Below are 24,826 nucleotides of genomic sequence, written 5' to 3' on the forward strand. Positions count from 1 at the left end.
GCGAAAGACTCTCCCCACAGCGCAGACGCGCCGTGGCTGGATGCCGGATCAAGTCCGGCATGACGGAGGACAGCTTCTCAATCCTCTTTGGCACTCACCCAGGTTTTTGCAACGCCTTACTATTTTCCAGCGGCTCACCTCTTCGAAAACGCCCGCACCAGCTCCGCATCCTGCTGAAGATTGTCGAGCCATTTCGGGTCCAGTTTCGGCACCGAGGAGAACAGCAGTTTCGAATAGGGATGCGTTGGCGATTTGATCGCATCCGTTTCCAGATGCTCCACCTTCTGCCCGCCATACATCACGACGATTTCGTCGCAGATCGTCTCGACCACCGAAAGATCGTGGCTGATGAAGATGTAGGAGAGGTTCAGCTCCCGCTGCAGCTCGCCGAGCAGGTCGATGATCGCGGCCGCGACGACGGTGTCGAGCGCCGAGGTGATTTCATCGCAGATGATCAGCGACGGTTCGGCCGCAAGCGCACGGGCGAAGTTGACGCGTTGCTTCTGTCCGCCGGAAAGGCCGGAGGGATGGCGGTGGCGTACCGAACGCGGCAACTTCACCATGTCGAGAAGCTGGTCGATGCGCGCGTCGCGCGCCTTGCCCTTCATGCCATGATAAAAGGTCAGCGGCCGGCCGAGAATATCCTCGATGGCTTTCGACGGGTTGAGCGCGGTATCGGCATATTGGAAAACGATCTGCATACGGCGCAGCTGGTCGCTGGTCCGCCGGCGCGCATCGGCATCGAGCTCCCGGCCTTCGAAGATGACATGCCCGCTTGCCGCCGGCAGAATGCCGGCAATGGCCCGCGCCAGCGTTGATTTTCCGCAGCCGGATTCGCCGATGATGCCGAGATTGCGGCCGGGATAGACCGCAAGGCTGACGGAATCCACCGCCCGCACCAGCGGCATCCGGTCCTCGCCCTTGGTTCCGTAACCGGCGATCAGCTTTTCAATATCCAGCAGCGGCGTCGCCTGCTGCTGCTTGACCGGCGCAGCAACGCGCGCCTTGTCATGAAATGCCGTCAGCAGTTCCTTCGTGTAAGGGTGCTGCGCATTGTCAAGAATATCCGCCGTGGCGCCGGTTTCCTGCACCTCGCCGCCTTTCAGCACCACGATCCGATCGGCGATCTGGGCGACGACGGCAAGATCGTGCGACACGTAGACACCGCCGATACCGCCCTTGCGCATTGCCGATTTGAAGGCGCGTAGCACCTCGATCTGGGTCGTCACATCGAGCGCGGTGGTCGGTTCGTCGAAAATGACCAGCTTGGGATTGCCGATCAGCGCCATGGCGGCGGAGAGGCGCTGAAGCTGGCCGCCGGAAACCTGATGCGGATAACGCTCGCCGATGGTCTCAGGGTTGGGCAGTGACAGCGCCTTGAAGAGGTCCACCGCCCGGGAGCGCGCTTCCTGCGGCGGCATCAGATGGTGGATGCGGGTGACTTCGATGACCTGGTCGATGATCTTCTGCGCCGGGTTGAAGGCGGCGGCGGCGCTTTGCGGCACATAGGTCACCTGTGTGCCGCGTACCCTGGCGCGTTCGGCCTCGGAAAGCTGCACCATGTCGCGGCCGGCAACCTTGACGCTGCCGCCGGAAATGCGGCAGCCCGGCCGGGCATACCCCATCAGCGTCAGCGCGATGGTGGTCTTGCCGGAACCGCTTTCGCCGATCAGCGCGACGATCTCGCCATCGGCGATGTCGATGTCGACACCCTTGATGATGTCGATGCGGCGGCCGCTGTCGGTGGTGGCTTCGACCTTCAGTCCGCGGATTTCGACGAGATTGCTCATGCTTCGCTCCTGTCGCGGATTTTCTGCGGCAGATTGTCGATCAGCAGGTTGACGCTGATCGTCAGGCTGGCAATGGCCAGCGACGGGAAGATGACGGCGGGTGCCGCAAACGGCAGGCCGCCGATATTTTCACGCACCAGTGCGCCCCAGTCGGCGTCGGGCGGCTGCAGGCCGAGGCCGAGGAAGGACAGGCCCGACAGAAGCAGCACGATGAAAACGAAACGCACGCCAAGATCGGCCAGCACCGGCCGGAGGATGTTGGGCAGGATTTCAGAGCCGATGAGATAGAACAGGCTTTCGCCGCGCACGCGGGCGACGGTGACGAAATCCATGGTGTTGACGTTGACGGCCAGCGCCCGGGCAAAACGATAGGCGCCCGGCGTATAGATGACGGACAGGGTGGCGATCAGCACCGGAATGGACGAGCCGACGGCGGCAACGACCACGAGGCCGAAAAGCTTGCTCGGAATGGAATTGACCGCATCGAGAAACCGGCTGAGCACCGCATCGAACCAGCCGCCGATGACGGCGGCGCACATGCCGAGCACGACGCCGGACACGCAGGCAATGGTGACGGCCGCCAGCGAAATGCCGACCGTGAAACGCGCGCCCATGAGGATGCGGGAAAAGACGTCGCGGCCGAGATAATCGGAACCGAGCCAGAGATCGGAGGTCATCGGCCCGAAATAATCGAGATCGACGATTTCACCGACCGGATGCGGAATGAGATAGGGCGCGAAGATCGCGACCATGGCCCAGAGGAGGATGACGAGAAAGCCGAAAACGCCGACTGCGTTGATCTTGTAACCCAAACGCGAGGTCCCCGAAGTTGTTTTGATAGTGTCGGCCATCAGCGCAGCCTCGGATTGGACATGATGGCGATGATGTCAGCCGTCGTGATGAGGAGGAGATAACCGACGCAGAAGATCATCGCGCAGCTCTGAATCAGTGGCAGGTCGCGGGTTGCGACGCCATCGACCATCAGCTTGGCGATGCCCGGATAGTTGAAGATCGTCTCGACGATGATGACACCGCCGACAAGATAGGACAGCGACAGCGCCACCGCATTGACGATGGGGCCGAGCGCATTGGGAAGCGCGTGGCGCAGCACGATGCGCATGCGCGGCGCACCCTTCAAAAGCGCCATTTCCACATAGGGCGTATCAAGCGTCTCGATGACGGCGGCGCGGCTCATGCGGATCATCTGTGCAGAAACGACGAAGGTCAGCGTGATGACCGGCATGGCGTAGACGCGCAGCACATCGAACAGGGTATTGACTTCGGTGACCAGCGACAGGGCCGGCAGCCATTTCAGATAGACGGCGAACAGCAGCACCGCGAGTGTTGCGATCATGAATTCCGGCACGGAAATGACGCCGATGGTCAGGATCGTGACGGCGCGGTCATAAAGCGTTCCGCGCAGCATGGCGGAGCTGATGCCGAGGGTGAGCGCCAGCGGCACGGCGATAATGGTGGTGATGCCGGCAAGCTTCATGGAATTGACGAAGCGCGGGCCGATGAGGTCGGCGATCGCCATGTTATTCGCATAGGACGTGCCAAGTTCGCCCTGCAGCAGGCCAAAGAGCCAGCGCACGAACCGCAGCAGGGCGGGATCATCGAGATGCATGGCGGTGCGCAGGCCGGCCACGGCTTCCGGCGTCGCCGCCTGGCCGAGAAGGATCGTCGCCGTGTCGCCGGGCAGCAGGCTGGTGGCGGAAAAGACGAGAAACGACACGATCAGCAGCGTCGTCAGCATGACGACCAGCCGCCTGGCGACAAGGGACAATATCCGGCTGTTCATTCACATGCTCCTGCGACCTGCCTGACGGTGGAGGCTTTCCGCCCTGGCGGAAAGGTTGCCGGGCGCGTTTTCACGCCCGGCTCCATGGTCTATCAGGCTTCGAGCCAGACGTATTCCGCAAAGGCGTAACCCATCATGCCGCCCAGCGGATTGGCCTCCAGCCCCTTCAGCTTGGAGGTGATGGCGTCGACGTTCGAAATATAGGCGGGAATGATGGTGCCGGCTTCGTCGGCGATCATCGTTTCCAGCTCGAAATAGATCTGCTTGCGCTTTTCGAGGTCGAGCATGCCGCGTGCTTCCAGCATCATCTTGTCGAATTTCGGCGACTTGTACTGGCTTTCGTTCCAGGGCGCGTCGGAGGCGTAAAGCAGCGAGAACAGGATGTCCGGCGTCGGGCGTGGGTTGATATTGCCGAAATGGACCGGCGCCTTCAGCCAGTAATTGCTCCAGTAACCGTCGGAGGGAACGCGCTGTACATCCAGCTTGACGCCGATTTCCGCGGCCGAGGCCTGGATGATCATCGCCATGTCGACCGAAGAGGCGGCCGCATCGGATGCGATGACCGGGATGGACTGGCCGATGAGGCCGGCCTTTTCGAAATGGAACTTCGCCTTGTCCGGGTCGAAGGCTTTCGGCTTCAGGTCCGGATTGTGATAGGGGCTCATCGGCGGAACCGGCTGGTCGTTGCCGACTTCTCCGAGACCACGCAGCGCCGCCTTGACGATCTGCTCGCGATTGACGATCGACTTCATGCCGGCGACGAAATCGGCATTGTTGCCCGGCGCCTGGTCGAGCCGCATGTTGAGGTTGGTATAGTTTCCGGAGGTCGTCTTGGACAGGACGACGCCGTCCTGCTTGTCGAGCAGGCGAAGCGCACGCGGATTGATGGCGGCGGCAAGGTGGATGTCGCCGGAGAGAAGGGCGTTGACACGGGCATTGTCGTCGGAAATCGCGATGAATTCGAAGCTGTCGATATGCGGGCCGCCGGACTTCCAGTAATTGGTGTTCTTGGCCATGATCGAACGGACGCCCGGCTCGAATTTTTCGAGCTTGAAGGCGCCGGTGCCGTTGCCCTTGGAGAAATCCGTGGTGCCGTCGGCAACGATCATGAAATGATGCAGGGCCAGGATGGATGGCAGATCGGCATTCGGGTTGGCGAGCGTGATTTCGACCGTGCTCTTGTCGAGAGCCTTGAAGCCGGTCATCTGCGCGGCGATCTTGGCGACCTTGGAACCCACGGCCGGATCGAGATGGCGCTTCAGCGAATAGACCACGTCGTCTGCCGTCAGCGCCTTGCCGTCGTGGAAGGTGACGCCGGAACGCAGTTTGACCGTCCAGGTCTTGGCGTCCTTGGATTCGATGGATTCGGCCAGCTCCAGCTGCGGCGTGCCGGAAGCATCGAGGAAGCTCAGTCGGTTATAAAGCGCGCAGCAGCGGACATAATCCGTGGACAGCGATGCCTTCGCCGGATCGAGCGTATCGGCTGTGGAGGAGGACCAGCCGGCCGCCTTCAGCGCGCCGCCGGAAACGGGGGTGGCCGCCACGGCCCGGGAGGCGCGGCCGAGAATGGCCGAACCGGCGGAAAGGGCGACGCCGCCCGCCAGCATCATGTGCAGCAGCTCGCGCCGCGTCGCGCCGCGGCGGATCGCCTGTTCAACGGCGGCATCGTCGGAGCGGGTCCAGTTTGTAATCCTGTCACTCATGGTCTTCCCCTTTTGTATGATTTGTTGAAATGCGTTTGCAGAAAATTCCGGCGGGCCGCGTCCCAGTTCGCGCCACGCCCGTGGTAGGGGCGGTTCAGCCGCCCGTTTGCCTCACGGCTTCGGCAAGGCCGGCCATGGAGGTGAAGTGGTAGTCCGGCTCGGTAAAATCCTCCGGTTCGATCGTCCCGCCATATCCCTTCTGGGCGTGGCGGCGCTCTATCCAGCAATTGGTCATGCCCAGTTTCCGGGAAATGCCGATATCGTGGTACTGGCTTTGTGCGACGTGCAGAATATCGTCCTTCGACGCGCCTTCGCTTTCGACAAAGGCGAAGACCTTCTCGAAAAAGGCCGGATCCGGCTTTTCCGTGCCGGTGTCATCCGCCGTGAAGGCGGCGTGGAAGGGATTGCCGAGTTCCTGCGAGAAATAGTCGAAAGCCCAGCGCTGGGCGTTGGTCATGGCAATGAGACGGTGGGTCTTGGCAAGCTCCGCCATGGCGGCGCGGCTGTCTTCAAAGCCTTTCCAGCTTTTTGCCGCGTCGCGCAGGCGTTCGCCGAAAGCACGTTCCGCCGGCAGGCCGAGTTCAGGAGCGATGATGAGGTATACGCGGACGAGGTCGTCCGGAAACAGGTCGGTCGCGTCGGAATAACGGGCGGCGCGATAAAGCGCGAGCGCCTTTTCACCGTCGACCTCCACGCCGTTTTCCGCACCGATCGCGGCAAGCGTCGATTTCAGGCCGCCTTCGAAATCGATGAGGGTCCCCACCACGTCGAAGCTCATATATTTGAAGTCGCTCAGTTTTTTGGGCAATGTCGGTCTCCGCTCTGCCGCCGCGCTTCAAGGGAAGGCTGCGGCATTTTATTCTGTTCCCGGGCGGGATCCTTATCCCGTTCCCATTGTCGATAACGCCCTTTTTTATGGCGTTTAGCGTCTTTTCCAAGGATAGTTTGGCACTTCCAGCGCGCCGGATTCGCCGAAATGGATCGGCAGTTCGGCAGAATATTGCGAATATGCGGTGCCTTGCGACATTTCGCGAATGTGCCGCGAGGCTGCCCGTCTTCAGCCTCAGCCCATGGCGGCCCGCACCGCGGGGTCCTCGAGCGTCTGGTCGAGGGTTTTGCGCGTCCGCTCGATGATGGCGTCGATTTCGCCATCGGTGCAGCAGAGCGGCGGCGCGTAGCCGAGGATGCCGTTCGCGAAAGCCCTGACGATGAGCCCGTTTTCCCAGGCGCGGTCGAAAACCTTGCGGGCCGGTGCGGCGGCGGCCGGAAGCGGGGTCTTCTTTTCCTTGTCGGTCACGAGTTCGATGGCGGCGAGCATGCCGCGGCCGCGCACATCGCCCACCAGCGGGTGGCTTCTCAAGCCTTCCAGTCCTGCCATCAGCCGCGCTCCGGCACGGCGGCCATTCGCCAGCAGCCCGCCTTCGTAAAGCTTCAGCACTTCCAGGCCGACGGCGGCGCTGACCGGGTGGGCGGAATAGGTATAGCCATGCCCGACCGCCGCTTCGCCGGCGAAGTCGGCGATTGTATCATAGACATGATCGGCCATGAAGACGGCGCCCATCGGCACATAACCGGAGGTGAGGCCTTTGGCGGCGGTGATGAAGTCCGGCACGATATCCTCCTCGGCACAGGCAAAGAGCGGCCCGGTGCGGCCGAAGCCGGTGATGACTTCGTCGGCGATGAAGAGGATGCCATAGGTGCGGCAGAGCTCGCGCATGGCCTTGATCCAGCCCGGCGGCGGCACCAGGACGCCGCCGGAACCCTGGATGGGTTCCGCATAAAAGGCGGCGACGCGGTCCGCACCGATGGCTTCGATCTTGTCCTTCAGGATTTGCAGCGAGGAGGCGATGATGGCCGCGGGGTCGCTTCCAACCGGGTTACGGTAGGCATAGTGAGACGGGATTTTATGCTGCCAGTCATAAGGCACGCCGAAACCGGCATGGAAAGCGGGCAGGGCGGTGAGACCCGAACCGGCGGTGGTGGAGCCGTGATACCCCTGTTCGATGGAAATGAACTGGTCGCGCTGCGGCTCGCCTCTGGCGTGCCAGTAATAGCGGATGAAGCGGATGGTGCTGTCCACCGCATCGGAGCCGCCAAGCGTGAAATAGACATGGTTGAGGTCGCTCGGCGCGCGGTCGGCCAGCTCGGAAGCCAAGCGGATCGCCGGTTCGCTGCCAATGTCGAAATAGGCGGTGGCATAGGGCAGCTCCCGCATCTGTTTCGCCGCCGCCTCGACGATGCTTTCATGCCCGTAGCCTGCATTGACGCACCACAGGCCGGCAAAACCGTCGATCAGCTGGTGGCCGGTCATGTCTGTGACGGTGGCGCCGCTTGCCGATTGCAGCACCCGAACGCCAAGCTTCTCATGGCCGCGGAAAGAAGAGACGGGATGGACGAGGTGGGCGCGGTCCAGTTCGATCAGGGAATTGCTTAACATGTGTCTCTCCAGATTCAGCCCAGCGCCTGGCTGGTCAGTGCAAATGTTTTCAGTTGTCTGTCGGCGGTGATCTCGGCTTTCGGCCGGCGCATGGCGATGCCGCCGCCGACATGGGCAAGACCTCTTTCCGCAAGCCAGGGGGCAAGGCCGGTATCCGCGGTGGTGTCGACGCGCAGAAAGGCGCCGGGTCGCTCGGAAAAGATGAACGCAATCAAATCCTTGGCGATTTCAACATTTTCCGCGACAACCGGGCCGACGACGTCGCCGCGGCCGAAGGCGCGGAGCGCGGCAAATCCCTTGATGACACCCTGTTCCTGTACGAGCGCGAAACGTGCCCTCTGCGCAAGGGCTGCAAAAAGCGCGGTGCGATCCGCGCCGAAGGCCTGTGCATCAAGCGCCGCAAGCGTAGCCGGCGCCACGGTTTCCGCCCACGCCACGCCGGCTGGCCTTTCGGTCACGGCCGGAACGCCCTGATGCTGAAGCACCTCGCCAGAAGCGGCGAAACCCAGTTTTTCGTAGAGCGGCAGGCCGTCAGCCGTGGCCACCAGGCGGCATTCGCGATGTTCCGCGGCATCCATTGCCGCCTGCATCAGCTGGCGCCCGAGGCCGCGGCCGCGCATCGTCTCATCCACGATCACCATATTGACGGTGGCGCAGCCGTCTCCCAGAAGCGTCGCCATGGCGGTGCCGACGACGCGACCGTTCTCCAGCGCGACGAAGCCCCTGCTCAGCGAAAGGACGAGCGCCCAGTCTTCCCTGCGGTGCGGCCATCCCGCCTGGCGCGACAATTCGACGGCGGCATCGAGATGTTCGGGTTGAAAAGACTGGATGTCGATGGGGCTGGCCTGCATGCCGGAACTCCGTTTGCTCTTGCTATTCATTGATAGACTGACGTTGGAAGAAGATTGTCCCGACAAATGGGAAGGTTCGATATGTTTCGCTGTTGCTTTTATCCGCCGCCGCATCTTATGCCGCCTGTCGTCCACATCCGGCCATCAACCGGGGATGGGTGGCGGCTTTCGGTTTCTCCATACGCAACTCTCTGCCAAACTGGCGGCTGCATACGCAACAATCTGCTTTCGCGACCGGCAATTGCGGTGCGCCGACCGGACAAAGGCTTTCTATGATCTCACTATTCCGGCCACACCCGATCTCCAAGCAAGGATGACGACGACATGACCATCTTCCGCCCGAAATACATCTCCTTCGATTGCTACGGTACGCTGATCAATTTCCAGATGGCCGAGGCCGCTCGCGATCTTTATGGTGATCGTCTGGACGAAGCGCAGATGTTGCAGTTCATCAAGAATTTCGCGGCCTATCGTCTCGATGAGATCATGGGCGCCTGGCAGCCCTATGCCGATGTCGTCTATAACTCGCTCTCGCGCAGCTGCAAGCGCAACGGCGTCGCCTTCAAGGATGAAGACGCCACCTTCGTTTACGAGCGCGTTCCGACCTGGGGTCCGCATGCCGATGTTCCGGCCGGCCTTGCCAAGGTGGCGAAGGAAATTCCTCTTGTCATCCTGTCCAACGCCATGAATTCGCAGATCATGTCCAATGTCGAAAAACTCGGCGCGCCCTTCCACGCGGTCTATACGGCCGAGCAGGCGCAGGCCTACAAGCCACGCTTCAAGGCGTTCGAATATATGTTCGACATGCTCGGCTGCGGCCCGGAGGACATGCTGCATGTTTCCTCCTCCTTCCGTTACGACCTGATGTCGGCCCATGATCTCGGCATCAAGAACAAGGTCTGGGTCAATCGTGGCCACGAGCCGGCCAACCCCTATTACGGTTATGTCGAAATCGCCGATATTTCCGGCCTTGCAGGCGTGGTTGGATTGTAAGGAAAGGTCGGGACCATGAAGTTCGTCTCCTATTGGCACGATACCGCGCCGCAATTTTCAGGTGCCGCGCAAGGTCCCGTCGAAGGTCATTATGATGTCGCCGTCATCGGCGGCGGCTTTACCGGTCTCGGCGCCGCGCGCCAGCTTGCCAAGGCAGGCGCGCGGGTGGTGGTTCTGGAGGGCGAGCGGGTCGGCTGGGGCGCCTCCGGCCGCAATGGCGGGCACCTCAACAACGGCCTTGCCCATTCCTATCTCTCCGCCAAGGCGGAGCTTGGCAAGGAACGCGCCATCGCGCTTTACAAGGCGCTGGATGATTCCGTTGATACGCTGGAAGCGCTGATTGCCGAAGAGGGGATCGACTGCAATTTTCGCCGCTCGGGCAAACTGAAGCTTGCTTCCAAGCCGCAGCATTTCGAAGGGCTGGCGAAAAACTTCGAGGCGCTGCATGCCGAGGCCGATCCCGATACGGCGCTTCTGTCCGTAGCCGATCTCAAGGCGGAGATCGGTTCGCCCTTTTATGGCGCCATGCTCTCGAAGAAGAGCGCGATGATGCATATGGGCCGTTATGTTGCCGGCCTTGCCGAAGCCGCCAGCCGTCATGGCGCGGTGATCTTCGAAAATGCGGCGGTGACGAAGCATATCCAGAACGGCAAGACCCATGAACTGGAAACCCCGCGCGGCAAGGTGACGGCCGACAATGTTCTGGTGGCGACCGGGGCCTACACGCCCTCCAACTTCGGTTATTTCCGCCGCCGCATCATTGCGGTCGGCAGTTTCATCATCGCCACGCGGCCGCTGACGGATGCTGAGATCAAGGCGTCGGTTCCGGGCAACCGTACCTATGTCAATTCGATGAATATCGGCAATTATTTCCGGCTTGCGCCGGATAATCGGCTGATCTTCGGCGGCCGTGCACGCTTTTCCGCCACGTCGGACCAGCGTTCGGACGCCAAAAGCGGCGCGATCCTGACGGAAAGCCTGCATCGCATCTTTCCGCAGCTTTCGCATGTGCCGATCGATTATTGCTGGGGCGGTCTGGTGGACATGACCAAGGATCGTTATCCGCGCGCCGGTTTCCACGACGGCGTCTGGTACGCCATGGGCTATTCCGGCCACGGCGCGCAGCTTTCCACCCATCTCGGCATGATCATGGCCGATGCCATTCTGGGCCGTCCGGACAACAATCCGCTGAAGGGGCTGGACTGGCCGGCGGTGCCGGGCCATTTCGGCAAGCCGTGGTTCCTGCCGCTGGTGGGCTTTTATTACAAGATGCTGGACAAGATTCAGTAGGCGGCTGGAGTCCTACGCTGGGAGGAACGCCCCTACACTCGACGTCATCCTCGGGCTTGACCCGAGGATCCATTCTTCGCGCGGTCGTGGATCCTCGGGTCAAGCCCGAGGATGACGGAGGAGTTGGACATTTCCACTATCTTGGCGGCCGTTTCGGCCACTTTTTCGTTGCACCGGCACAAAAAGAAGGGCCGCAGGGCGGCCCTTTAGGCGGGGAGAAAGATCAGGGCTTCACGCAAGCCCGCCGATGTGGAACGTCTTCATTTCCAGATATTCCTCGATACCAACCTCGGCGCCTTCGCGGCCGAGGCCGGATTGCTTGACGCCGCCGAAGGGGGCGACTTCGGTGGAGATCGCGCCGGTATTGAGGCCGACCATGCCGAATTCCAGCGCTTCGCCCACACGCCAGGCGCGTTTCAGGCTTTCGGTGTAGAAATAGGCGGCAAGGCCGAAGGGCGTGCCGTTGGCGATGGCGATCGCTTCCTCTTCGGTCTCGAAGCGGAAGAGCGGGGCGACCGGTCCGAAGGTTTCCTCGCTCGCCAGCCGCATGCCGGTCGTGGCGCCCGTCAGCACCACCGGTGCGGTATATTGCGGGCCGTCCGGCAGATCATGCGGTTTGGTGATGATCGTCGCGCCCTTGGCAACGGCGTCATCGATATGGGCGCGGATCTTGGCGATGGCCGGTTCGTTGATCATCGGGCCGATGGCAACGCCTGCCTCCGTTCCAGGGCCGACCCGCATGGTGTCGACGCGATCCGCCAGTTTTTTCGCAAAGGCATCGTAAACGCCCGACTGAACCAGAATGCGGTTGGCGCAGACGCAGGTCTGGCCGCCATTGCGAAATTTCGAAACCAGCGCACCTTCGATGGCGAGATCGAGATCGGCATCGTCGAACACGATAAAGGGCGCATTGCCGCCAAGTTCCAGCGACAGCCGCTTGACGCTGTCGGCCGCACCGCGCATCAGAAGCGAGCCGACGCGGGTGGAGCCGGTGAAGGAAATTTTCCGCACCGTCTCGTTGGCCATGATCTCGTTGCCGATATCGGTCGGCATGCCGGTGACGATGTTGATGACGCCTGCGGGAATGCCGGCCCGTTCGGCGAGCACGCCGAGCGCCAAGGCCGAATAGGGGGTGAATTCCGACGGCTTGATGACCACGGTGCAGCCCGCCGCGAGCGCTGGCGCCACCTTGCGGGTGATCATCGCATTGGGGAAATTCCACGGCGTGATGATGCCGCAGACGCCGACCGGTTCCTTCAGCACCACGATGCGGCGATCCGGCGTCGGCGAGGGAATGGTGCCGCCGCTGATGCGCCTGGCTTCTTCCGCGAACCATTTGACGAAGGATGCGCCATAGCGGATTTCGCCCTTCGCCTCATCCAGCGGCTTTCCCTGCTCGGTCGTCAGGATCAGGCCGAGATCGTCGACATTGTCGATCATCAGCGCGAACCATTTTTCGAGAAGTGCGGCCCGCTCGGCATGGGTTTTCTTCTTCCATGGTCCGAAGGCGGCGTTGGCCGCCTCGATCGCGGCGCGGGTTTCCCCGCCATCCATGTCCGGCACGCTGCCGATCACGGCCTGCGTCGCGGGGTCGATCACGTCGACCACCTTGCCCGATGCCGCAACCTTCCATGCGCCGCCGATCAAACCCGTCTGGCGGAAGAGGTCCTTGTCCTTCAATCCTTGCATCATCTGTCTCCGAAATCAGTCGAGCGCCGCGAGAACCGCAGCCGTTATGGCGTCCGTCTTGTCCTTGCCCGGCACGGTGCCGATACCGCGGCCGGTTGCCGTTTCCAGCGCCGTCATGATCTTCGCCGCCGCATCGCTTTCGCCGAGATGCTCCAGCATCATCGCGCCGGACCAGATGGCGGCGATGGGATTGGCGATGCCGAGATGAGCGATGTCAGGAGCCGAACCGTGCACTGGCTCGAACATGGACGGCGCGCTGCGATCGGGATTGATGTTGGCGGAGGCGGCAAAACCGAGGCCGCCCTGAATGGCCGCACCGAGATCGGTCAGAATATCGCCAAACAGGTTGGAGGCGACAACGACATCAAGGCTTTCCGGCGCCATCACCATGCGCGCCGCCATGGCGTCGATGTGATAGCTCGAAACCTCGACGTCGGGATACTCAGTGGCGAGCTTTTGCGTTACCTCGTCCCAGAACACCATCGAATATTTCTGGGCGTTCGATTTGGTGACGGAGGCTAGCTTGCCGCGGCGCTTTTGCGCCTGTTCGAAGCCGAAGCGCAGGATGCGCTCCACGCCCTTGCGGGTGAAGATCGAGGTTTCGACGGCAACCTCGTCGTCCGTGCCCTGATGCACGCGTCCGCCGGCGCCGGAATATTCACCCTCGGTATTTTCACGGATGCAGAGAATGTCGAAGCCATCGGCCTTCAAAGGGCCTTGCACGCCGGGCAGAAGCCGGTGCGGGCGGATATTGGCATATTGCACGAAGGCCTTGCGGATCGGCAGCAGCAGGCCATGCAGCGAGACCGAGTCCGGCACTTGCGCCGGCCAGCCGACCGCACCGAGCAGGATGGCGTCGAAGCCGCGCAGCGTTTCGATGCCGTCCTTGGGCATCATCGCCCCGGTTTCCTTGTAGAAGGCGCAGGACCAGGGGAACTCCGTTCCTTCAAGCGTAAAACCGGAGGTCTTTGCGGCGGCGTTGAGAACCTGCCAGGCGGCGTCCGTCACGCTTTTGCCGATGCCGTCTCCGGGAATGAGTGCGATGCGATGCGTTTTCAAAAGATTTCCCCTGTTACAGTCCAATCAGGACGCTTTTGCTCTTGCGGTTGGCGAGATAGGCTTCCCGTCCGAGATCCTTGCCGATGCCGGAGCGCTTGTAACCCCCGGTCGGCAGGATATGGTCGCGCGAGCGCCCGTAACGGTTGACCCAGATCGTTCCCGCCTGGATGGCCCGGGACAGGCGCATGACGCGCGAGACATCGCGGCTGAACAGCCCGGCCGCGAGACCGTAGGTCGGATGATCGGAAAGCGCCAGCGCTTCTTCTTCGGTGCGGAAGGTTTGCAGCGTCAGCACCGGCCCGAAGATTTCCTCGGTGACGGCGGGCGAGGTCTGGTCGACATTGGTAATCAGCGTCGGCTGGTAGAAATAGCCGGGACCATCCATGTTCGCGCCGCCGGTCAGGCATTCGCCGCCATGGGCGACGGCGGCCTGCACGATGCCGTCGATGCGCCTGCGCTGCACCTCGGAGATAATCGGCGAATATTGTGTCGTCTCGTCCCAGGTCGGGCCGGGCCTGACCGTCTTCATGCGGACGATGATCGCGGCGGACAGGGCCTCGGCCGCGCTTTCCTCGACAATGATGCGGGAGCCGGCCACACAGGCCTGCCCGGCATTGGAGAGAATATTGCCGGCGATCGCGGCGGCCGCCTTTTCGATATCGGCATCGGCAAAGACCAGCTGCGGGCTCTTGCCGCCGAGTTCCAGCGTCATGGGTTTGATGCCGGTGCGGGCGATATTGGCCATGATGGCGGCGCCCGCAGCGGTGGAACCGGTGAAGCTGACCTTGGAGATTTCCGGGTGGCCGGTAATGGCGTTGCCGGTGACGGGACCGTCACCCAGCACGATGTTGATGAGGCCGGCGGGCAATCCGGCCCTGATCGCCAGCTGCGCCATGAAAATGCTGGAGAAGGGCGTCATCTCCGATGGTTTCAGCACCACGGCATTGCCGGCTGCCAGGGCCGGGCCGAGCTTCCAGCCGGCCATGGAGACGGGGAAATTCCAGGGTGTGATCGCGCCGACGACGCCATAGGGCTCGGTCATGATCATGCCGAAGCTGGTATCGTCGGTCGGCACCAGATCGCCGCCTTCCTTGTCGGCGAATTCGGCAAAGAAGCGGATCTGCTCGGCGGTGACGGCGATGTCGCCGGCAATCAGCTGGCCCACCGGCCGCGTCGAGGACAGCGCCTCGATTTTCGCCAGCGTCTCGGCTTCCTGCTCGATCAGGTCCGCCCAGCGCTGCAAGACCCGGGTGCGTTCGCGCGGCCGCACGCCGCCCCAGTTGCTGCTCTTCAGCGCGGCCTTGGCGGTTTGCACCGCCTCATCCACAAGACCCGCATCCGCCTTCGGGCAACCGGCATATTCGATGCCGTCCGATGGGCGGTGCATGTCGATGCCGTTTGCCGCGGGTATCAGCCGGTCGCCGATGAAGTGGCCGATCGGCAGGGACAGGCTGTCGGGATCGAAGCTGAGCGTCATGGCAAATCCTCTGTGGATATGCCCGCAACGCTACCCCCGGACAACAAGCAGCATCGACCGACTGCGGCGCGGGCGATGAATGAAAATCCCGTTTTTCACCGGCAGACAGCGCAATCTTTTGCGGCGCGCTGCCTGTGGTGTCTTTCTTTCCGCTACCGTGAGCGATCTCGAAAAAAAACGGCGGGTTTTACCTCATCCATTCACGGTGACGTAGATCTTGCGCACCGTTTCGATGGTCTTCCAGACGCCGACGAAGCCGGGCTTCATCACGAAACTGTCGCCTGCCGTATACCGCTGCGGTTCGCCGCCGTCCGGGGTGATTTCGATGACGCCGGCCAGAATATGGCAGAACTCGAAGGTTTCTCCCTTGATGGAGCGGCTTTCGCCCGGGGTCGCTTCCCATATGCCGGTCTTTACGGTTCCGTCGCGGGCTTCGTCCAGCGCCCAGGTCTTGAAGGAAGGATCGCCGGCGATCAGGCGCTCCGGCAGGGCCTTGGAGGCCTTCGGTTCGAAATCGGGATTGGTGTCGATGGGCTTGAGAAGCGGCATGGATTTTCCTTTCTGAGATGGGGGGTGATCAATATCCGCGGCTGCGGTCGATGAGGCCGAGCGGCTGGAGGCCGGACTGGTATCGTTTGATATTGTCGATGACGGTGCGGGCGGCGGAATGGGGCTGGGTGACGCTGGCAATATGCGGCGTCAGCAGGATTTTCGGATGGGTCCAGAAACGGTGATCCGCAGGCAGCGGCTCGGGGTCGGTGACGTCGACCACCGCGCCGGACAGCCTGCCGCCATCGAGCGCATCAAGGAGCGCGTCGTGGTCGAGTTGCCTGCCGCGTCCGGCGTGAACGAGCGCCGCGCCATCGGGCAGCAGGCCGAGGCGCTCGGCGTTGAGGAGCCCGGTGGTCTCGTCCGTCAGCGGCAGCAGGCAGACGAGGATGTCGCTGGCGGAAAGAATGGCTTTCAGCCCCTCATCGCCATGGTGACGGGTGACGCCGTCGATCTGGCGCGGCGAGCGGCTCCAGCCGGCAAGCGGAAAACCGAAAGGTTGCAAGCGCTCCAGTGCCGCAACACCCAGCATGCCGAGGCCGAGAATGCCGACCCGGCATTCCTCCGCCTGCCGCTGGCCCGGCAGGGCCTTCCATAGGTGCCTGCGCTGCTGTTCGAGATAGGTCGGCAGGTTGCGGTGAAGGGCAAGCACGCCGAGGCAGACATATTCCTGCATCATGCGGATGATGCCTTCATCCACCATGCGTACCACCTTCACCGTCTCCGGGATCGCATCGATATGAAATTGGTCGACACCCGCGCCGATCGAAAACAGGATTTCGAGATTGCGGTAACGGGCGATGTCCTGCGGCACCGTCCAGGTGATGAGGTAACGCACCGCATCGGGATCGACGGTGGAGGCATCCATCGAAAACGGCAGGTCCGGCAGCGCGGCGGCCAGGGCCTGCCGGAAGATTTCACCGCGCTTTGCGTCGGAATTGAAGAGAAACGTCATCGGAAATCCGTCGTTCGGTTAAGCGGCGCAGCGGCGGCCAAGTGTTTCCAGCATCGACTGGCAGGCGAAAAGTTCACTCGCGGTTATGAATTCGTCCGGCTTGTGGGCGCGGCCGATATCCCCCGGGCCGCAAATGATGGCATCTATGCCCGCCGCCTGGAAAAGCCCGGCCTCCGTTCCATAGCTGACGGCTGCGAGGTTGGCGGTGCCGGTCAGTTCCTCCAGAAGCAAGGCAAGCGGCGCATCGGCTGGAAGCGATAGCGCGGGGTAAGCGCTCATCGGTGTCCATTCGATATCGACGCCCTTTGCGGCAAGCGCTTCGACGGCGCTTTTTACCGGCTCCAGCAGGGCGAGAGGGGAGACGCCCGAAATTGCCCGCGCTTCCAGTTCGATGGCGCAATGATCGGGAATGATGTTGATCGCCTGCCCGCCCTTGGCCGTGCCGATCTGCAGCGAGGAATAGGGCGGCTCGAAGGTCGCTTCGAAAGGTCCCTGCGTCAGCGTATCGGCGGTTTCGACCGCCTTCGCCATGATGCCTGTCATCAGGTGAATGGCGTTCACCCCCTGGTCCGGGCGTGAGGAATGACCGGACCGGCCGCGCAGGGTGATGCGCGCGGCGGCCTTGCCCTTGTGGGCACGAACGGCGCGCATATTGCTCGGTTCGCCGATGATGGCGCCCGCCGGCGGGGCACAAAGCTGCGGCAGGCTGGCGATGAGATGCGGAACGCCGCGGCAGCCCGCCTCCTCGTCATAGGAAAAGGCGATATGCACCGGCCGTTCAAGCGCCATGCGCGAAAATGCCGGCGCCGCGGCGAGCACAGTGGCTAGAAACCCTTTCATGTCTGTCGTTCCGCGCCCGTAAAGCCGGTCGTTTTCGGTTCTCAGCGTGAAGGGATCGGAAGACCATTCCGGTTCTCCGGCCGGCACCACATCCATGTGGCCGGAGAGGATATAACCGGCGGCATCGGCTGGCCCGAAAGTAGCGAAGAGATTGGCGCGGTCGCCCTCCGGACCCGGCAGCAGCGAGACTTTCGCGCCATGGCTTTCCAGATAATCGGCGATCCATCCGGCAATATCGCCATTGGCGGTTCCAACGACGGACGGAAAGGCGACGAGACGCTCAAGGATTTCGATTGCGTTCATGCTCGTCCCCACTGGCCGCTGGCCGGATTATTCACCGCAGAAGCTTAGAGCGGCTGGCGGCGTTTATCTGCTGAAATGGCAATGATTTCGGTAGATTGTTGTGTGCTCCCAGGACTTTCAGAAAATTCCTGCCGGCAAGGCCGGTTATCTTCGGATGTCGTGGGCTGGGCTGCCGGGACAGATGGTTCCGCGCCGGAGGGGATGAGAGCCGTTGGTTATGGAGCTGCTCAAAGTCGATAGTTTCGAGTTGCGGACCGTGGATATAGCCGATGTGGAGGCGAATCATCTGCATGCCCTCTCCATGGCTGTCGGATGGCGGTATCACGCCAATGAATGGTGTTTCCTGCGTCAATGCGGTATCGGCCTTGCGGCGCTGGACGAGATCGACCGCGTGGTCGCAACCGCGATGCTCTTTCCTTACGATCAGGCTTTTGCGACGCTTGGCATGGTCATCGTTTCCCCGCGCCTGCAGGGGCAGGGCGTAGCACCCTGGCTGGTGCGGCAGCTTGTGGCGAAACATCCCGCCGCCGCCTTGCGGCTGAACGCCACGGAGGTGTCGCGGCGGCTTTTTTCAGGGCTCGGTTTTACCGGAGATACGGAGAAGGTGCATCTTCTGCGGGGAAAGGCCCGTGGCAGCGCCGAGACGCCGCAGCCTGGCAAAAGACAGCGGATCGAGCCGCTTTCGCAAGATCATTTGCCCGCCGTGGAAGATCTGGACCGGGCGGCTTTCGGCGTTTCGCGCAGGACCGTGTTGCAACGGCTCCTGCGGGAGAACAACGGTTACGGCCTGTTCGAGGCCGATCGCCTTGTCGCCTTCGCGCTGCGGCGGGCGGCCGGGCGGGGCCACATCGTCGGCCCGGTGGTTGCGGATGACGAGACGGATGCGATTGTACTGGTGAGACGGCATCTTGTCGATCTCGACGGGCAGCTCGTCCGCCTGGATACCGTGCGCGACGATGGTCTTCTGACCGATTTTCTGGCGCAATCCGGGCTGGTTGCCATTGAAACCCTGACGACCATGTCTAAAAATACACCGCAGCCGTCAGGTTCCGGGTCGGCGGGAGTTTTCGCCCTGGCAGGCCCGTCCCTCTGCTGAGCCCCGCCGCGTCTCATCGAATTATCCGATATGCTTTGATTTGTTTCCCGCCAGCATGCGGCGCGGAACCTTTCCCATGCGTTTGCGCGACATGCTTTGGCGATTGACGCCCGGTCTCTTGCCCCGTATGTGAGAAAGCGACGGTTCCTGCAGCCGAAAGGCGAAGGGATTAATAGGGAACATGGTGCGGGTGATGATCATCGCCCAATGCCGTGGCTGCCCCCGCAACTGTAAGCGGATTGCCGTTCATCCTCGTGACGCTTCAACGCGTCATGCCACTGCATTCCGCGGAATGCGGGAAGGCAGATGAAGGGCGCAAATCCGTGAGCCAGGAGACCTGCCGTCAAAATATGAACCATCGTTACGGGCGGGGAAGCCCGGAGGAGGATATTGTAATGTTATTTTATAACATTTGCTTTGCGTCCCGTCGTCGTTCTCCGTACAAGACGTTCCGCTGTTGCCGCGCGTTCTAGCGCTTGCCGCTCTGGAACAAGCGATTTAATTTCGACTGGAGAACATATGTTTCATTCTGGACGCCTGCCGGCCTATGCCGGCCTTCTGGCCGCTGCGCTCGCAGTTCTGCCCGCCGCTGCCGCCCATGCGGCGGAAACGGTCTATCCCCTGACGATCAACAGCTGCGGTCACGAGATCACCTTCAAGCAGGCGCCTGCCCGCACGGTATCCGTCGGCCAGAGCACCACGGAGGTTCTTTACCTGCTTGGCCTCGCGGACAAGGTGGTGGGCACGGCGCTGTGGATCGGCCCGGTTCTGAAGGGTTACGAAGACGCCAACGCCAAGGTGGAGCGGCTGGCCGACAACGATCCGAGTTTCGAGGCCGTCGTCGGCAAGAAGCCGGACCTGGTGACGACCCAGTTCCAGTGGCAGATCGGCCCCGAAGGTGTCGTCGGCACGCCGGCGCAATTCGCCGAGCTTGGTATTCCCGTTTACACCTCACCGGCTGATTGCGTCGGCAAGGATAATTCCGGCGGTGGTGACGGCGTGCGCAAGACCGGTTTCACGATGGAGCTGATCTATCAGGAAATCCGCGATCTTGCCCAAATCTTCAACGTGCAGGACCGTGGCGAGGAGGTTGTCGCCGATCTGAAGAAGCGCGAGGAAGCCGCCCGCGCCAAGATCGCCTCCGCGAATGGCAAGCTCTCGGCCGTATTCTGGTTCTCCAGCGCCGAACTGGATATCGATCCTTACGTGGCGGGCCGCCATGGCGCTCCCGGTTACATCATGTCGGCGCTTGGTCTGACGAATATCATCGAGAGCGACGAGGAATGGCCGACGGTCGGTTGGGAAACCATCGCCAAGGCCAACCCGTCCGTCATCGTGGCCGGCAAGATGGATCGCCGCCGTTTTCCGGCCGATGACGTTGCCGTCAAGCACAAGTTCCTCGCCACCGATCCCGTCGCCAGCATCATGTCGGCCGTCAAGGAAGGTCATGTCTTTGACATGGATGCGCAGGCAATGAACCCGACCATCCGCACGATCGAAGGCATGGAAACGCTGGCCGAGGCGATTTCGGCTGCCGGCCTCGCCAAGTGAGGGGTTTTTCCGTCCATCTCGGCAGGGCGGGGCTGGCTCTGGCCGCGCTCGCCCTGCTTTTTGTCGCGCTGATGGCCGGAGCGGCCATCGGCGAGACCGCCATTCCCTTCGAGGTGGTGGCCAAGACCATCGCCAACCGGGTCTTTCAAGCGGCTTATCCGCTGGAGCCGCTGGATGAAGGCATCGTGTGGAGTTACCGTCTCAGCCGCGCCGTTGTCGCCGCCTGTTGCGGCGCTTCGCTGGCGCTCGCCGGCGCGGTGCTGCAGTCGCTTTTGCGCAACCCGCTGGCCGACCCCTATATTCTCGGCATTTCCGCCGGCGCCTCCACCGGAGCGGTCGGTGTGGCTCTTCTGGGTTTCGGAGCCGGATTCCTGACCATGCCGGCGGGGGCGCTGATCGGCGCTTTTGTTGCCTTCTCGCTGGTCAGCCTTCTGGTGGTGCGGGCTGGCCATGGCAACAGCGCCATCATTCTGGCCGGTGTGGCCGGCTCGCAGCTGTTCAACGCCATGACCTCGTTCATCGTCACCAAATCGGCCAATGCCGAACAGGCGCGCGGCATCATGTTCTGGCTGCTCGGCAATCTTTCCGGCGTGCGCTGGCCGGATGTCTGGCTTGCCCTGCCGGTCAGCATTGCGGGCCTTGCGGTTTGTCTCTGGTACTCCCGGGCGCTCGATGCCTTTGCCTTCGGCGGACAGGCCGCCGCCTCCCTCGGTATTCCGGTGCGCCGGACCTATGCGGTGCTGATCTCGGTTTCGGCGATCATGACGGCGGTGATGGTGTCGCTGGTTGGCTCCATCGGTTTTGTCGGTCTCGTCATTCCGCACGCGGCGCGCATCTTCGTCGGCGTTCGCCACGGGTTATTGCTGCCGGTAACGGCGCTGACCGGCGCTGTTTTCATGATCGTCGCCGATATCCTTTCACGCATCGTCATTCCCGGTCAGGTGCTGCCGATCGGTGTCATCACCGCGCTCGTCGGTGCGCCGGCCTTCGCCTTCATTCTCGGGCAGAAGAGGGGGCGGTCATGAAATTGTCCGCTCACGACCTGCATTTCCATGCCGGCAATGTCGATATTGTCCGTGGCGTGTCTCTCGATGTCGGCTCCGGGGAGTTTCTGGGCATCATCGGCCCGAACGGTTCCGGCAAAAGCACGCTGCTTTCCATGCTGGCCGGCATCCGCAAGCCGCGCCGTGGCCATGTCACGCTCGGCGACGATCCCCTGGCCTCCTTCGGCCGGCGCGAACTCGCTCGCCGGCTGGCCTTTGTGGAGCAGCAGGCCGAAACCACCGAGCGCATCACCGCGCGGCAGGCGGTGGAGCTTGGGCGCACGCCTTATCTCGGGCCGCTATCCGCCTGGTCAGCCAGGGATGACGCCATCGTCGACGCTGCGCTCGATAATGTCGACATGGCGGACAAGGCAGAACGAAGCTGGCACCACCTTTCCGGCGGTGAACGCCAGCGCCTGCACATTGCCCGCGCGCTGGCGCAGGAGCCGCACATCCTGCTTTTGGACGAGCCGACCAATCATCTCGATATCGGCCACCAGATCGGCCTGCTCGATCTGGTCCGCAGACAGGGGCTGACCGTCGTGGCGGCGCTGCACGATCTCAATCACGCCGCCATGTTCTGCGACCGCGTCGCCATCATGCATCGCGGGCAGGTGATTGCGGCCGGTCCGCCGCACGAGGTCCTCACATCGGCGACGATCGCCGATGTTTTCGGGGTGCAGTCCGTCGTCACCACGGATGAGGGCGGCTTTTCCCATATTCGTTTTCTGCCGGCGCATGGAATGGCCGATCAGACAAAGAAAGTACTGGCGCGATGATGAGATTGAAAAAGCTTCGCCTTGGCGTGCAGCGGCGTCATGCGCTGGCTGGAATTGCATTGGCGCTGGCCACGGGCCTTCCCTTGCATGCCATGGCCGAAACCTTCGAGGTGAAAATGCTGAACCGGGGTGAAAAAGGCCCCATGGTGTTCGAGCCCGATTTTCTGGAAATCGCCCCCGGCGACCGCGTGCGTTTCGTGCCGACCCACAAGAGCCACAATGCCGCGACCATCGACGGCATGGTTCCGGACGGTGCCGAAGGCTTCAAGAGCCGCATCAATGACGAATTCGAGACCGCTTTCGACAGGCCGGGTTTTTACGGCATCAAATGCTCGCCCCATTACGGCATGGGCATGGTGATGCTGATAAAGGTGGGCGAGGCGACCTTGCCGCAGAGCTACAGGGAAGTCGACGTGCCCGGCCGCGCCAAGCCGCGCTTCGAGGACCTCTTCGAACAGGCCGAAAAATGATGCGGCGCCGGAGATCCGACTGTGGCGATCGCCGCCGTCCTCAGCCCTGCCGGGCAATATCCGGCTTTACCGCACAAACGGCATAACGGTGCTGCAGGCCGCGCAGGACGCCTTTCAGCAGGCTGAAGTTTTTCGCCTGGGCGCGGTGGATGGCCTGAAGTTCCTGATCAACCGCGACAGTTTCGAAACCGGTGGCACGCAATAGCGCTGCGACATCGCCGGCCCGCGCGCCGCCGGAAAAATAGACCCGTGAAAGGATGCTGTTGAACGTATTGCCGGGATCCGCCGGCTTGTGCGGCTGGTCCGGTTTCACGAGCCCGGCGCGTTCGAGGCCTGCAGCCAGTTTCTTGACGAGTTTTTCGCGCCAGCCGACATTGACGAAGTCGCCGTCGACAATCAGCAGCCGTCCGCCGGGCTTCAGCACACGGAACCATTCGGCGAAGCTTGCCTGCGGGTCCACCAGTGTCCAGACGAGATGGCGGGTAATGATGACATCGGCGCTTTCATCCGGCTCCATGGTATTTTCGGCGTCGCCGACAAAAAAGCGGATGTTGCGCCCGCGGCTTTTCGCTTTTTCCCGGGCCAGCGCCAGCATGGTTTCCGACCAGTCCATGCCGGTGACCTGAAAGCCGAGATCGTCCATCAGATGCGAGATGACGCCGGTGCCGCTGGCGAGATCGAGCGCCTTGCGGCCCTCTCCGGCGCCCAGATGTTTCAGGATCAGCGCATGCCAGGCGTCACGCTCCTCTTCGGAAAAAATCTCGTGTCCGGGGGAGAGGTCGAAGGTGGCGGCGCGGCCCGACCAATAGGCTTTGATTTCGTCTCTCAGGCTGTCGTTCTTGCCGTATTGAATAGTGTCGATCATTGGTCTTCAGCTCACGCACCGGTCAGTTGAGAATGGCTCTAAAACATAAATGTTGACTAGTATAGTCAGAAAATAATACAGCCCCGCCAGTCACCACTGGAGAGCAATATCCGATGCGCATCTCAGCCAAATCTGCGGCACTTGCCTTTGGCCTTCTCGTATCCGCCGCCTGGCCGGCATTGGCCGAAAAGGTCACCGTCAAGGATGTGACAGGCCGGGATGTCGAGGTCAATGTTCCCGTTTCGCACGTCATTCTCGGCGAAGGCCGGCAGATTTATTTCCTCGCGGCGCTCGACAAGGAAAACCCTTTCCAGCATGTGGTCGGCTGGCGCGACGATCTGGCGAAGGCCGACCCGGAAACCTATGATGCCTATCTCGCCAAATATCCCGATATTGCCAAGCTGCCGACCTTCGGCGGCATGAAGGACGGCACCTTCGACGTGGAGCAGGCCGTTGCGCTGAAGCCCGACGTGATCCTGATGAATATCGACGCCAAGACGGCGACCGAAGAGGCAGGCTACATCGAAAAGCTCGCCAAGGTCGGCATTCCGCTGGTCTATGTCGATTTTCGCGAAAAGCCGATGGAAAATACCGAGCCGAGCATGCGCCTGATGGGCAAGCTGACCGGCAAGGAAAAGATCGCCGAGGATTTCATCAAGTTCCGCGCCGACTCCATCGCCAAGGTCACCGATACGCTGGAAAAAGCCAATCCGAAGAAGCCGGTCGTCTTCGTCGAGCGCGCCGGCGGTTATTCCGACGATTGCTGCATGTCCTTCGGCAACGAGAATTTCGGCAAGATGGTGGAGCTTGCCGGCGGCATCAACATGGCCAAGAATATCATTCCCGGCACCTTCGGCACCGTCAATCCGGAACAGATCATCGCCTCCAACCCGGAGCAGATCATCATCACCGGCGGCAACTGGAACGGTTACGTTCCCGGCGGCAACTGGGTCGGCGTCGGTTACGGCGCGGATGTGAAGGAAGCCCATCGCAAGCTTGAGAACCTGACCAAGCGCCCGGCCTTTACCGGCGTGCAGGCGGTGAAGGATGGCAATGTCCACGCCATCTGGCACCAGTTCTATAACAACCCGTATCAGTTCGTGGCCATTCAGGAAATCGCCAAGTGGCTGCATCCGGATCTCTTCAAGGACCTCGATCCCGAGGCGACCTTCAAGGAACTGCACGCCCGCTTCCTGCCGCTTGACTACAAGCCCGGCTACTTCGTTTCGCTGAAAGACGCGCAATAAGACAGGGACGGTGAAGACGAGCGCCGTCCATTCGATGG

Annotated in this window: 22 protein-coding genes and 1 riboswitch; of the genes, 8 read left to right on the forward strand and 14 right to left on the reverse strand. The window is 62.0% G+C overall.

Features of this window, described 5'->3' with window-relative positions; genetic code table 11:
* Positions 1–134: 134 nt before the first annotated feature.
* The 7 genes from ACI2KA_RS20105 to ACI2KA_RS20135 all read right to left on the reverse strand — a co-directional run bounded on the left by ACI2KA_RS20105 (position 135) and on the right by ACI2KA_RS20135 (position 8,582).
* A complete protein-coding gene (locus tag ACI2KA_RS20105; protein WP_404504229.1) occupies positions 135–1,790 on the reverse strand; it encodes an ABC transporter ATP-binding protein in 1,656 nt (551 codons plus the stop codon).
* The gene (locus ACI2KA_RS20110) at positions 1,787–2,641 is read right to left on the reverse strand and encodes an ABC transporter permease (RefSeq protein WP_404504230.1); all 855 of its coding nucleotides are present in this window, start codon (positions 2,639–2,641) and stop codon (positions 1,787–1,789) included. The genes ACI2KA_RS20105 and ACI2KA_RS20110 overlap by 4 nt, the downstream gene beginning before the upstream one ends.
* Positions 2,641–3,591 (reverse strand): ABC transporter permease, encoded by a 951-nt coding sequence (locus ACI2KA_RS20115; protein WP_404504231.1) that lies wholly within the window; start codon positions 3,589–3,591, stop codon positions 2,641–2,643. Before ACI2KA_RS20115 ends, ACI2KA_RS20110 begins: the two co-directional genes overlap by 1 nt.
* Positions 3,592–3,683: 92 nt before the next feature.
* A complete protein-coding gene (locus tag ACI2KA_RS20120; RefSeq protein WP_404504232.1) occupies positions 3,684–5,294 on the reverse strand; it encodes an ABC transporter substrate-binding protein in 1,611 nt (536 codons plus the stop codon).
* Positions 5,295–5,388: 94 nt separating this feature from the next.
* A complete protein-coding gene (locus ACI2KA_RS20125) occupies positions 5,389–6,102 on the reverse strand; it encodes an HAD-IA family hydrolase (RefSeq protein ID WP_404504233.1) in 714 nt (237 codons plus the stop codon).
* Positions 6,103–6,357: 255 nt separating this feature from the next.
* Entirely contained in the window at positions 6,358–7,731 is a 1,374-nt protein-coding gene (locus ACI2KA_RS20130) for an aspartate aminotransferase family protein (RefSeq protein ID WP_404504234.1), read from the reverse strand.
* Positions 7,732–7,745: 14 nt separating this feature from the next.
* Positions 7,746–8,582 carry a GNAT family N-acetyltransferase gene (locus ACI2KA_RS20135; protein ID WP_404504235.1) on the reverse strand — a complete coding sequence of 279 codons (837 nt, stop codon included), beginning with the start codon at positions 8,580–8,582 and terminating at the stop codon, positions 7,746–7,748.
* A gap of 324 nt (positions 8,583–8,906) precedes the next feature.
* Here ACI2KA_RS20135 and ACI2KA_RS20140 point away from each other — a divergent pair, with 324 nt between their 5' ends.
* Positions 8,907–9,575, forward strand: a complete 669-nt coding sequence (locus ACI2KA_RS20140; protein ID WP_404504236.1) for a haloacid dehalogenase type II — start codon at positions 8,907–8,909, stop codon at positions 9,573–9,575.
* Positions 9,576–9,590: 15 nt separating this feature from the next.
* The gene (locus tag ACI2KA_RS20145; protein WP_404504237.1) at positions 9,591–10,865 is read left to right on the forward strand and encodes an NAD(P)/FAD-dependent oxidoreductase; all 1,275 of its coding nucleotides are present in this window, start codon (positions 9,591–9,593) and stop codon (positions 10,863–10,865) included.
* 231 nt (positions 10,866–11,096) lie between these two features.
* On the opposite strand, the gene ACI2KA_RS20150 is transcribed toward ACI2KA_RS20145, so the two are convergent.
* From ACI2KA_RS20150 to argE, 6 genes are all read right to left on the reverse strand, one after another.
* On the reverse strand, positions 11,097–12,554 hold the full coding sequence (locus ACI2KA_RS20150; RefSeq protein WP_404504238.1) for an NAD-dependent succinate-semialdehyde dehydrogenase: 1,458 nt from the start codon (positions 12,552–12,554) through the stop codon (positions 11,097–11,099).
* A 15-nt stretch (positions 12,555–12,569) separates the two neighbouring features.
* On the reverse strand, positions 12,570–13,613 hold the full coding sequence (locus ACI2KA_RS20155; protein ID WP_404504239.1) for a tartrate dehydrogenase: 1,044 nt from the start codon (positions 13,611–13,613) through the stop codon (positions 12,570–12,572).
* Between the two features lie 13 nt (positions 13,614–13,626).
* Positions 13,627–15,090 (reverse strand): aldehyde dehydrogenase family protein, encoded by a 1,464-nt coding sequence (locus ACI2KA_RS20160; protein WP_404504240.1) that lies wholly within the window; start codon positions 15,088–15,090, stop codon positions 13,627–13,629.
* Positions 15,091–15,282: 192 nt separating this feature from the next.
* Positions 15,283–15,639 (reverse strand): cupin domain-containing protein, encoded by a 357-nt coding sequence (locus tag ACI2KA_RS20165; RefSeq protein ID WP_004438300.1) that lies wholly within the window; start codon positions 15,637–15,639, stop codon positions 15,283–15,285.
* 28 nt (positions 15,640–15,667) lie between these two features.
* Entirely contained in the window at positions 15,668–16,594 is a 927-nt protein-coding gene (locus ACI2KA_RS20170; RefSeq protein ID WP_404504241.1) for a 2-hydroxyacid dehydrogenase, read from the reverse strand.
* A gap of 18 nt (positions 16,595–16,612) precedes the next feature.
* Positions 16,613–17,737, reverse strand: coding sequence for an acetylornithine deacetylase (gene argE / locus ACI2KA_RS20175; RefSeq protein WP_404504242.1), 1,125 nt, complete (start codon positions 17,735–17,737; stop codon positions 16,613–16,615).
* A gap of 217 nt (positions 17,738–17,954) precedes the next feature.
* On the opposite strand from argE, the gene ACI2KA_RS20180 reads away from it, so the two are divergent.
* From ACI2KA_RS20180 to ACI2KA_RS20200, 5 genes are all read left to right on the forward strand, one after another.
* Positions 17,955–18,833, forward strand: coding sequence for a GNAT family N-acetyltransferase (locus ACI2KA_RS20180; protein ID WP_404504243.1), 879 nt, complete (start codon positions 17,955–17,957; stop codon positions 18,831–18,833).
* A gap of 124 nt (positions 18,834–18,957) precedes the next feature.
* Positions 18,958–19,193, forward strand: a riboswitch (cobalamin riboswitch).
* Positions 19,194–19,352: 159 nt separating this feature from the next.
* Positions 19,353–20,384, forward strand: coding sequence for an ABC transporter substrate-binding protein (locus ACI2KA_RS20185; protein ID WP_404504244.1), 1,032 nt, complete (start codon positions 19,353–19,355; stop codon positions 20,382–20,384).
* Complete coding sequence (locus ACI2KA_RS20190; RefSeq protein ID WP_404504245.1) at positions 20,381–21,409, forward strand: FecCD family ABC transporter permease; 1,029 nt, start codon at positions 20,381–20,383, stop codon at positions 21,407–21,409. Before ACI2KA_RS20185 ends, ACI2KA_RS20190 begins: the two co-directional genes overlap by 4 nt.
* Entirely contained in the window at positions 21,406–22,206 is an 801-nt protein-coding gene (locus tag ACI2KA_RS20195; RefSeq protein WP_404504246.1) for an ABC transporter ATP-binding protein, read from the forward strand. The genes ACI2KA_RS20190 and ACI2KA_RS20195 overlap by 4 nt, the downstream gene beginning before the upstream one ends.
* Positions 22,203–22,676 (forward strand): pseudoazurin, encoded by a 474-nt coding sequence (locus ACI2KA_RS20200; RefSeq protein WP_404504247.1) that lies wholly within the window; start codon positions 22,203–22,205, stop codon positions 22,674–22,676. The genes ACI2KA_RS20195 and ACI2KA_RS20200 overlap by 4 nt, the downstream gene beginning before the upstream one ends.
* A gap of 40 nt (positions 22,677–22,716) precedes the next feature.
* Here ACI2KA_RS20200 and ACI2KA_RS20205 read toward each other — a convergent pair whose 3' ends face one another.
* Entirely contained in the window at positions 22,717–23,541 is an 825-nt protein-coding gene (locus ACI2KA_RS20205; RefSeq protein ID WP_404504248.1) for a class I SAM-dependent methyltransferase, read from the reverse strand.
* 113 nt (positions 23,542–23,654) lie between these two features.
* Between ACI2KA_RS20205 and ACI2KA_RS20210 the strand changes: the two genes are divergently transcribed.
* Positions 23,655–24,788, forward strand: coding sequence for an ABC transporter substrate-binding protein (locus ACI2KA_RS20210; protein ID WP_404504249.1), 1,134 nt, complete (start codon positions 23,655–23,657; stop codon positions 24,786–24,788).
* The last annotated feature ends 38 nt before the right edge of the window (positions 24,789–24,826 follow it).

The organism is Agrobacterium sp. NPDC089420 (genome assembly GCF_044900305.1).
Classification (GTDB): domain Bacteria; phylum Pseudomonadota; class Alphaproteobacteria; order Rhizobiales; family Rhizobiaceae; genus Agrobacterium.

What these genes read in the sequence shown, in the direction of transcription:
- ACI2KA_RS20145 (WP_404504237.1), top strand. Translation starts at nt 9,591, where the DNA reads ATGAAGTTCGTCTCCTATTGGCACGATACCGCGCCGCAATTTTCAGGT.
- ACI2KA_RS20150 (WP_404504238.1), bottom strand. Translation starts at nt 12,554, where the DNA reads ATGCAAGGATTGAAGGACAAGGACCTCTTCCGCCAGACGGGTTTGATC.
- ACI2KA_RS20170 (WP_404504241.1), bottom strand. Translation starts at nt 16,594, where the DNA reads ATGACGTTTCTCTTCAATTCCGACGCAAAGCGCGGTGAAATCTTCCGG.
- ACI2KA_RS20140 (WP_404504236.1), top strand. Translation starts at nt 8,907, where the DNA reads ATGACCATCTTCCGCCCGAAATACATCTCCTTCGATTGCTACGGTACG.
- ACI2KA_RS20135 (WP_404504235.1), bottom strand. Translation starts at nt 8,582, where the DNA reads ATGCAGGCCAGCCCCATCGACATCCAGTCTTTTCAACCCGAACATCTC.
- ACI2KA_RS20210 (WP_404504249.1), top strand. Translation starts at nt 23,655, where the DNA reads ATGCGCATCTCAGCCAAATCTGCGGCACTTGCCTTTGGCCTTCTCGTA.
- ACI2KA_RS20205 (WP_404504248.1), bottom strand. Translation starts at nt 23,541, where the DNA reads ATGATCGACACTATTCAATACGGCAAGAACGACAGCCTGAGAGACGAA.
- ACI2KA_RS20180 (WP_404504243.1), top strand. Translation starts at nt 17,955, where the DNA reads ATGGAGCTGCTCAAAGTCGATAGTTTCGAGTTGCGGACCGTGGATATA.
- ACI2KA_RS20130 (WP_404504234.1), bottom strand. Translation starts at nt 7,731, where the DNA reads ATGTTAAGCAATTCCCTGATCGAACTGGACCGCGCCCACCTCGTCCAT.
- ACI2KA_RS20105 (WP_404504229.1), bottom strand. Translation starts at nt 1,790, where the DNA reads ATGAGCAATCTCGTCGAAATCCGCGGACTGAAGGTCGAAGCCACCACC.
- ACI2KA_RS20185 (WP_404504244.1), top strand. Translation starts at nt 19,353, where the DNA reads ATGTTTCATTCTGGACGCCTGCCGGCCTATGCCGGCCTTCTGGCCGCT.
- ACI2KA_RS20115 (WP_404504231.1), bottom strand. Translation starts at nt 3,591, where the DNA reads ATGAACAGCCGGATATTGTCCCTTGTCGCCAGGCGGCTGGTCGTCATG.
- ACI2KA_RS20195 (WP_404504246.1), top strand. Translation starts at nt 21,406, where the DNA reads ATGAAATTGTCCGCTCACGACCTGCATTTCCATGCCGGCAATGTCGAT.
- ACI2KA_RS20160 (WP_404504240.1), bottom strand. Translation starts at nt 15,090, where the DNA reads ATGACGCTCAGCTTCGATCCCGACAGCCTGTCCCTGCCGATCGGCCAC.
- ACI2KA_RS20165 (WP_004438300.1), bottom strand. Translation starts at nt 15,639, where the DNA reads ATGCCGCTTCTCAAGCCCATCGACACCAATCCCGATTTCGAACCGAAG.
- ACI2KA_RS20200 (WP_404504247.1), top strand. Translation starts at nt 22,203, where the DNA reads ATGATGAGATTGAAAAAGCTTCGCCTTGGCGTGCAGCGGCGTCATGCG.
- ACI2KA_RS20120 (WP_404504232.1), bottom strand. Translation starts at nt 5,294, where the DNA reads ATGAGTGACAGGATTACAAACTGGACCCGCTCCGACGATGCCGCCGTT.
- ACI2KA_RS20110 (WP_404504230.1), bottom strand. Translation starts at nt 2,641, where the DNA reads ATGGCCGACACTATCAAAACAACTTCGGGGACCTCGCGTTTGGGTTAC.
- argE (WP_404504242.1), bottom strand. Translation starts at nt 17,737, where the DNA reads ATGAACGCAATCGAAATCCTTGAGCGTCTCGTCGCCTTTCCGTCCGTC.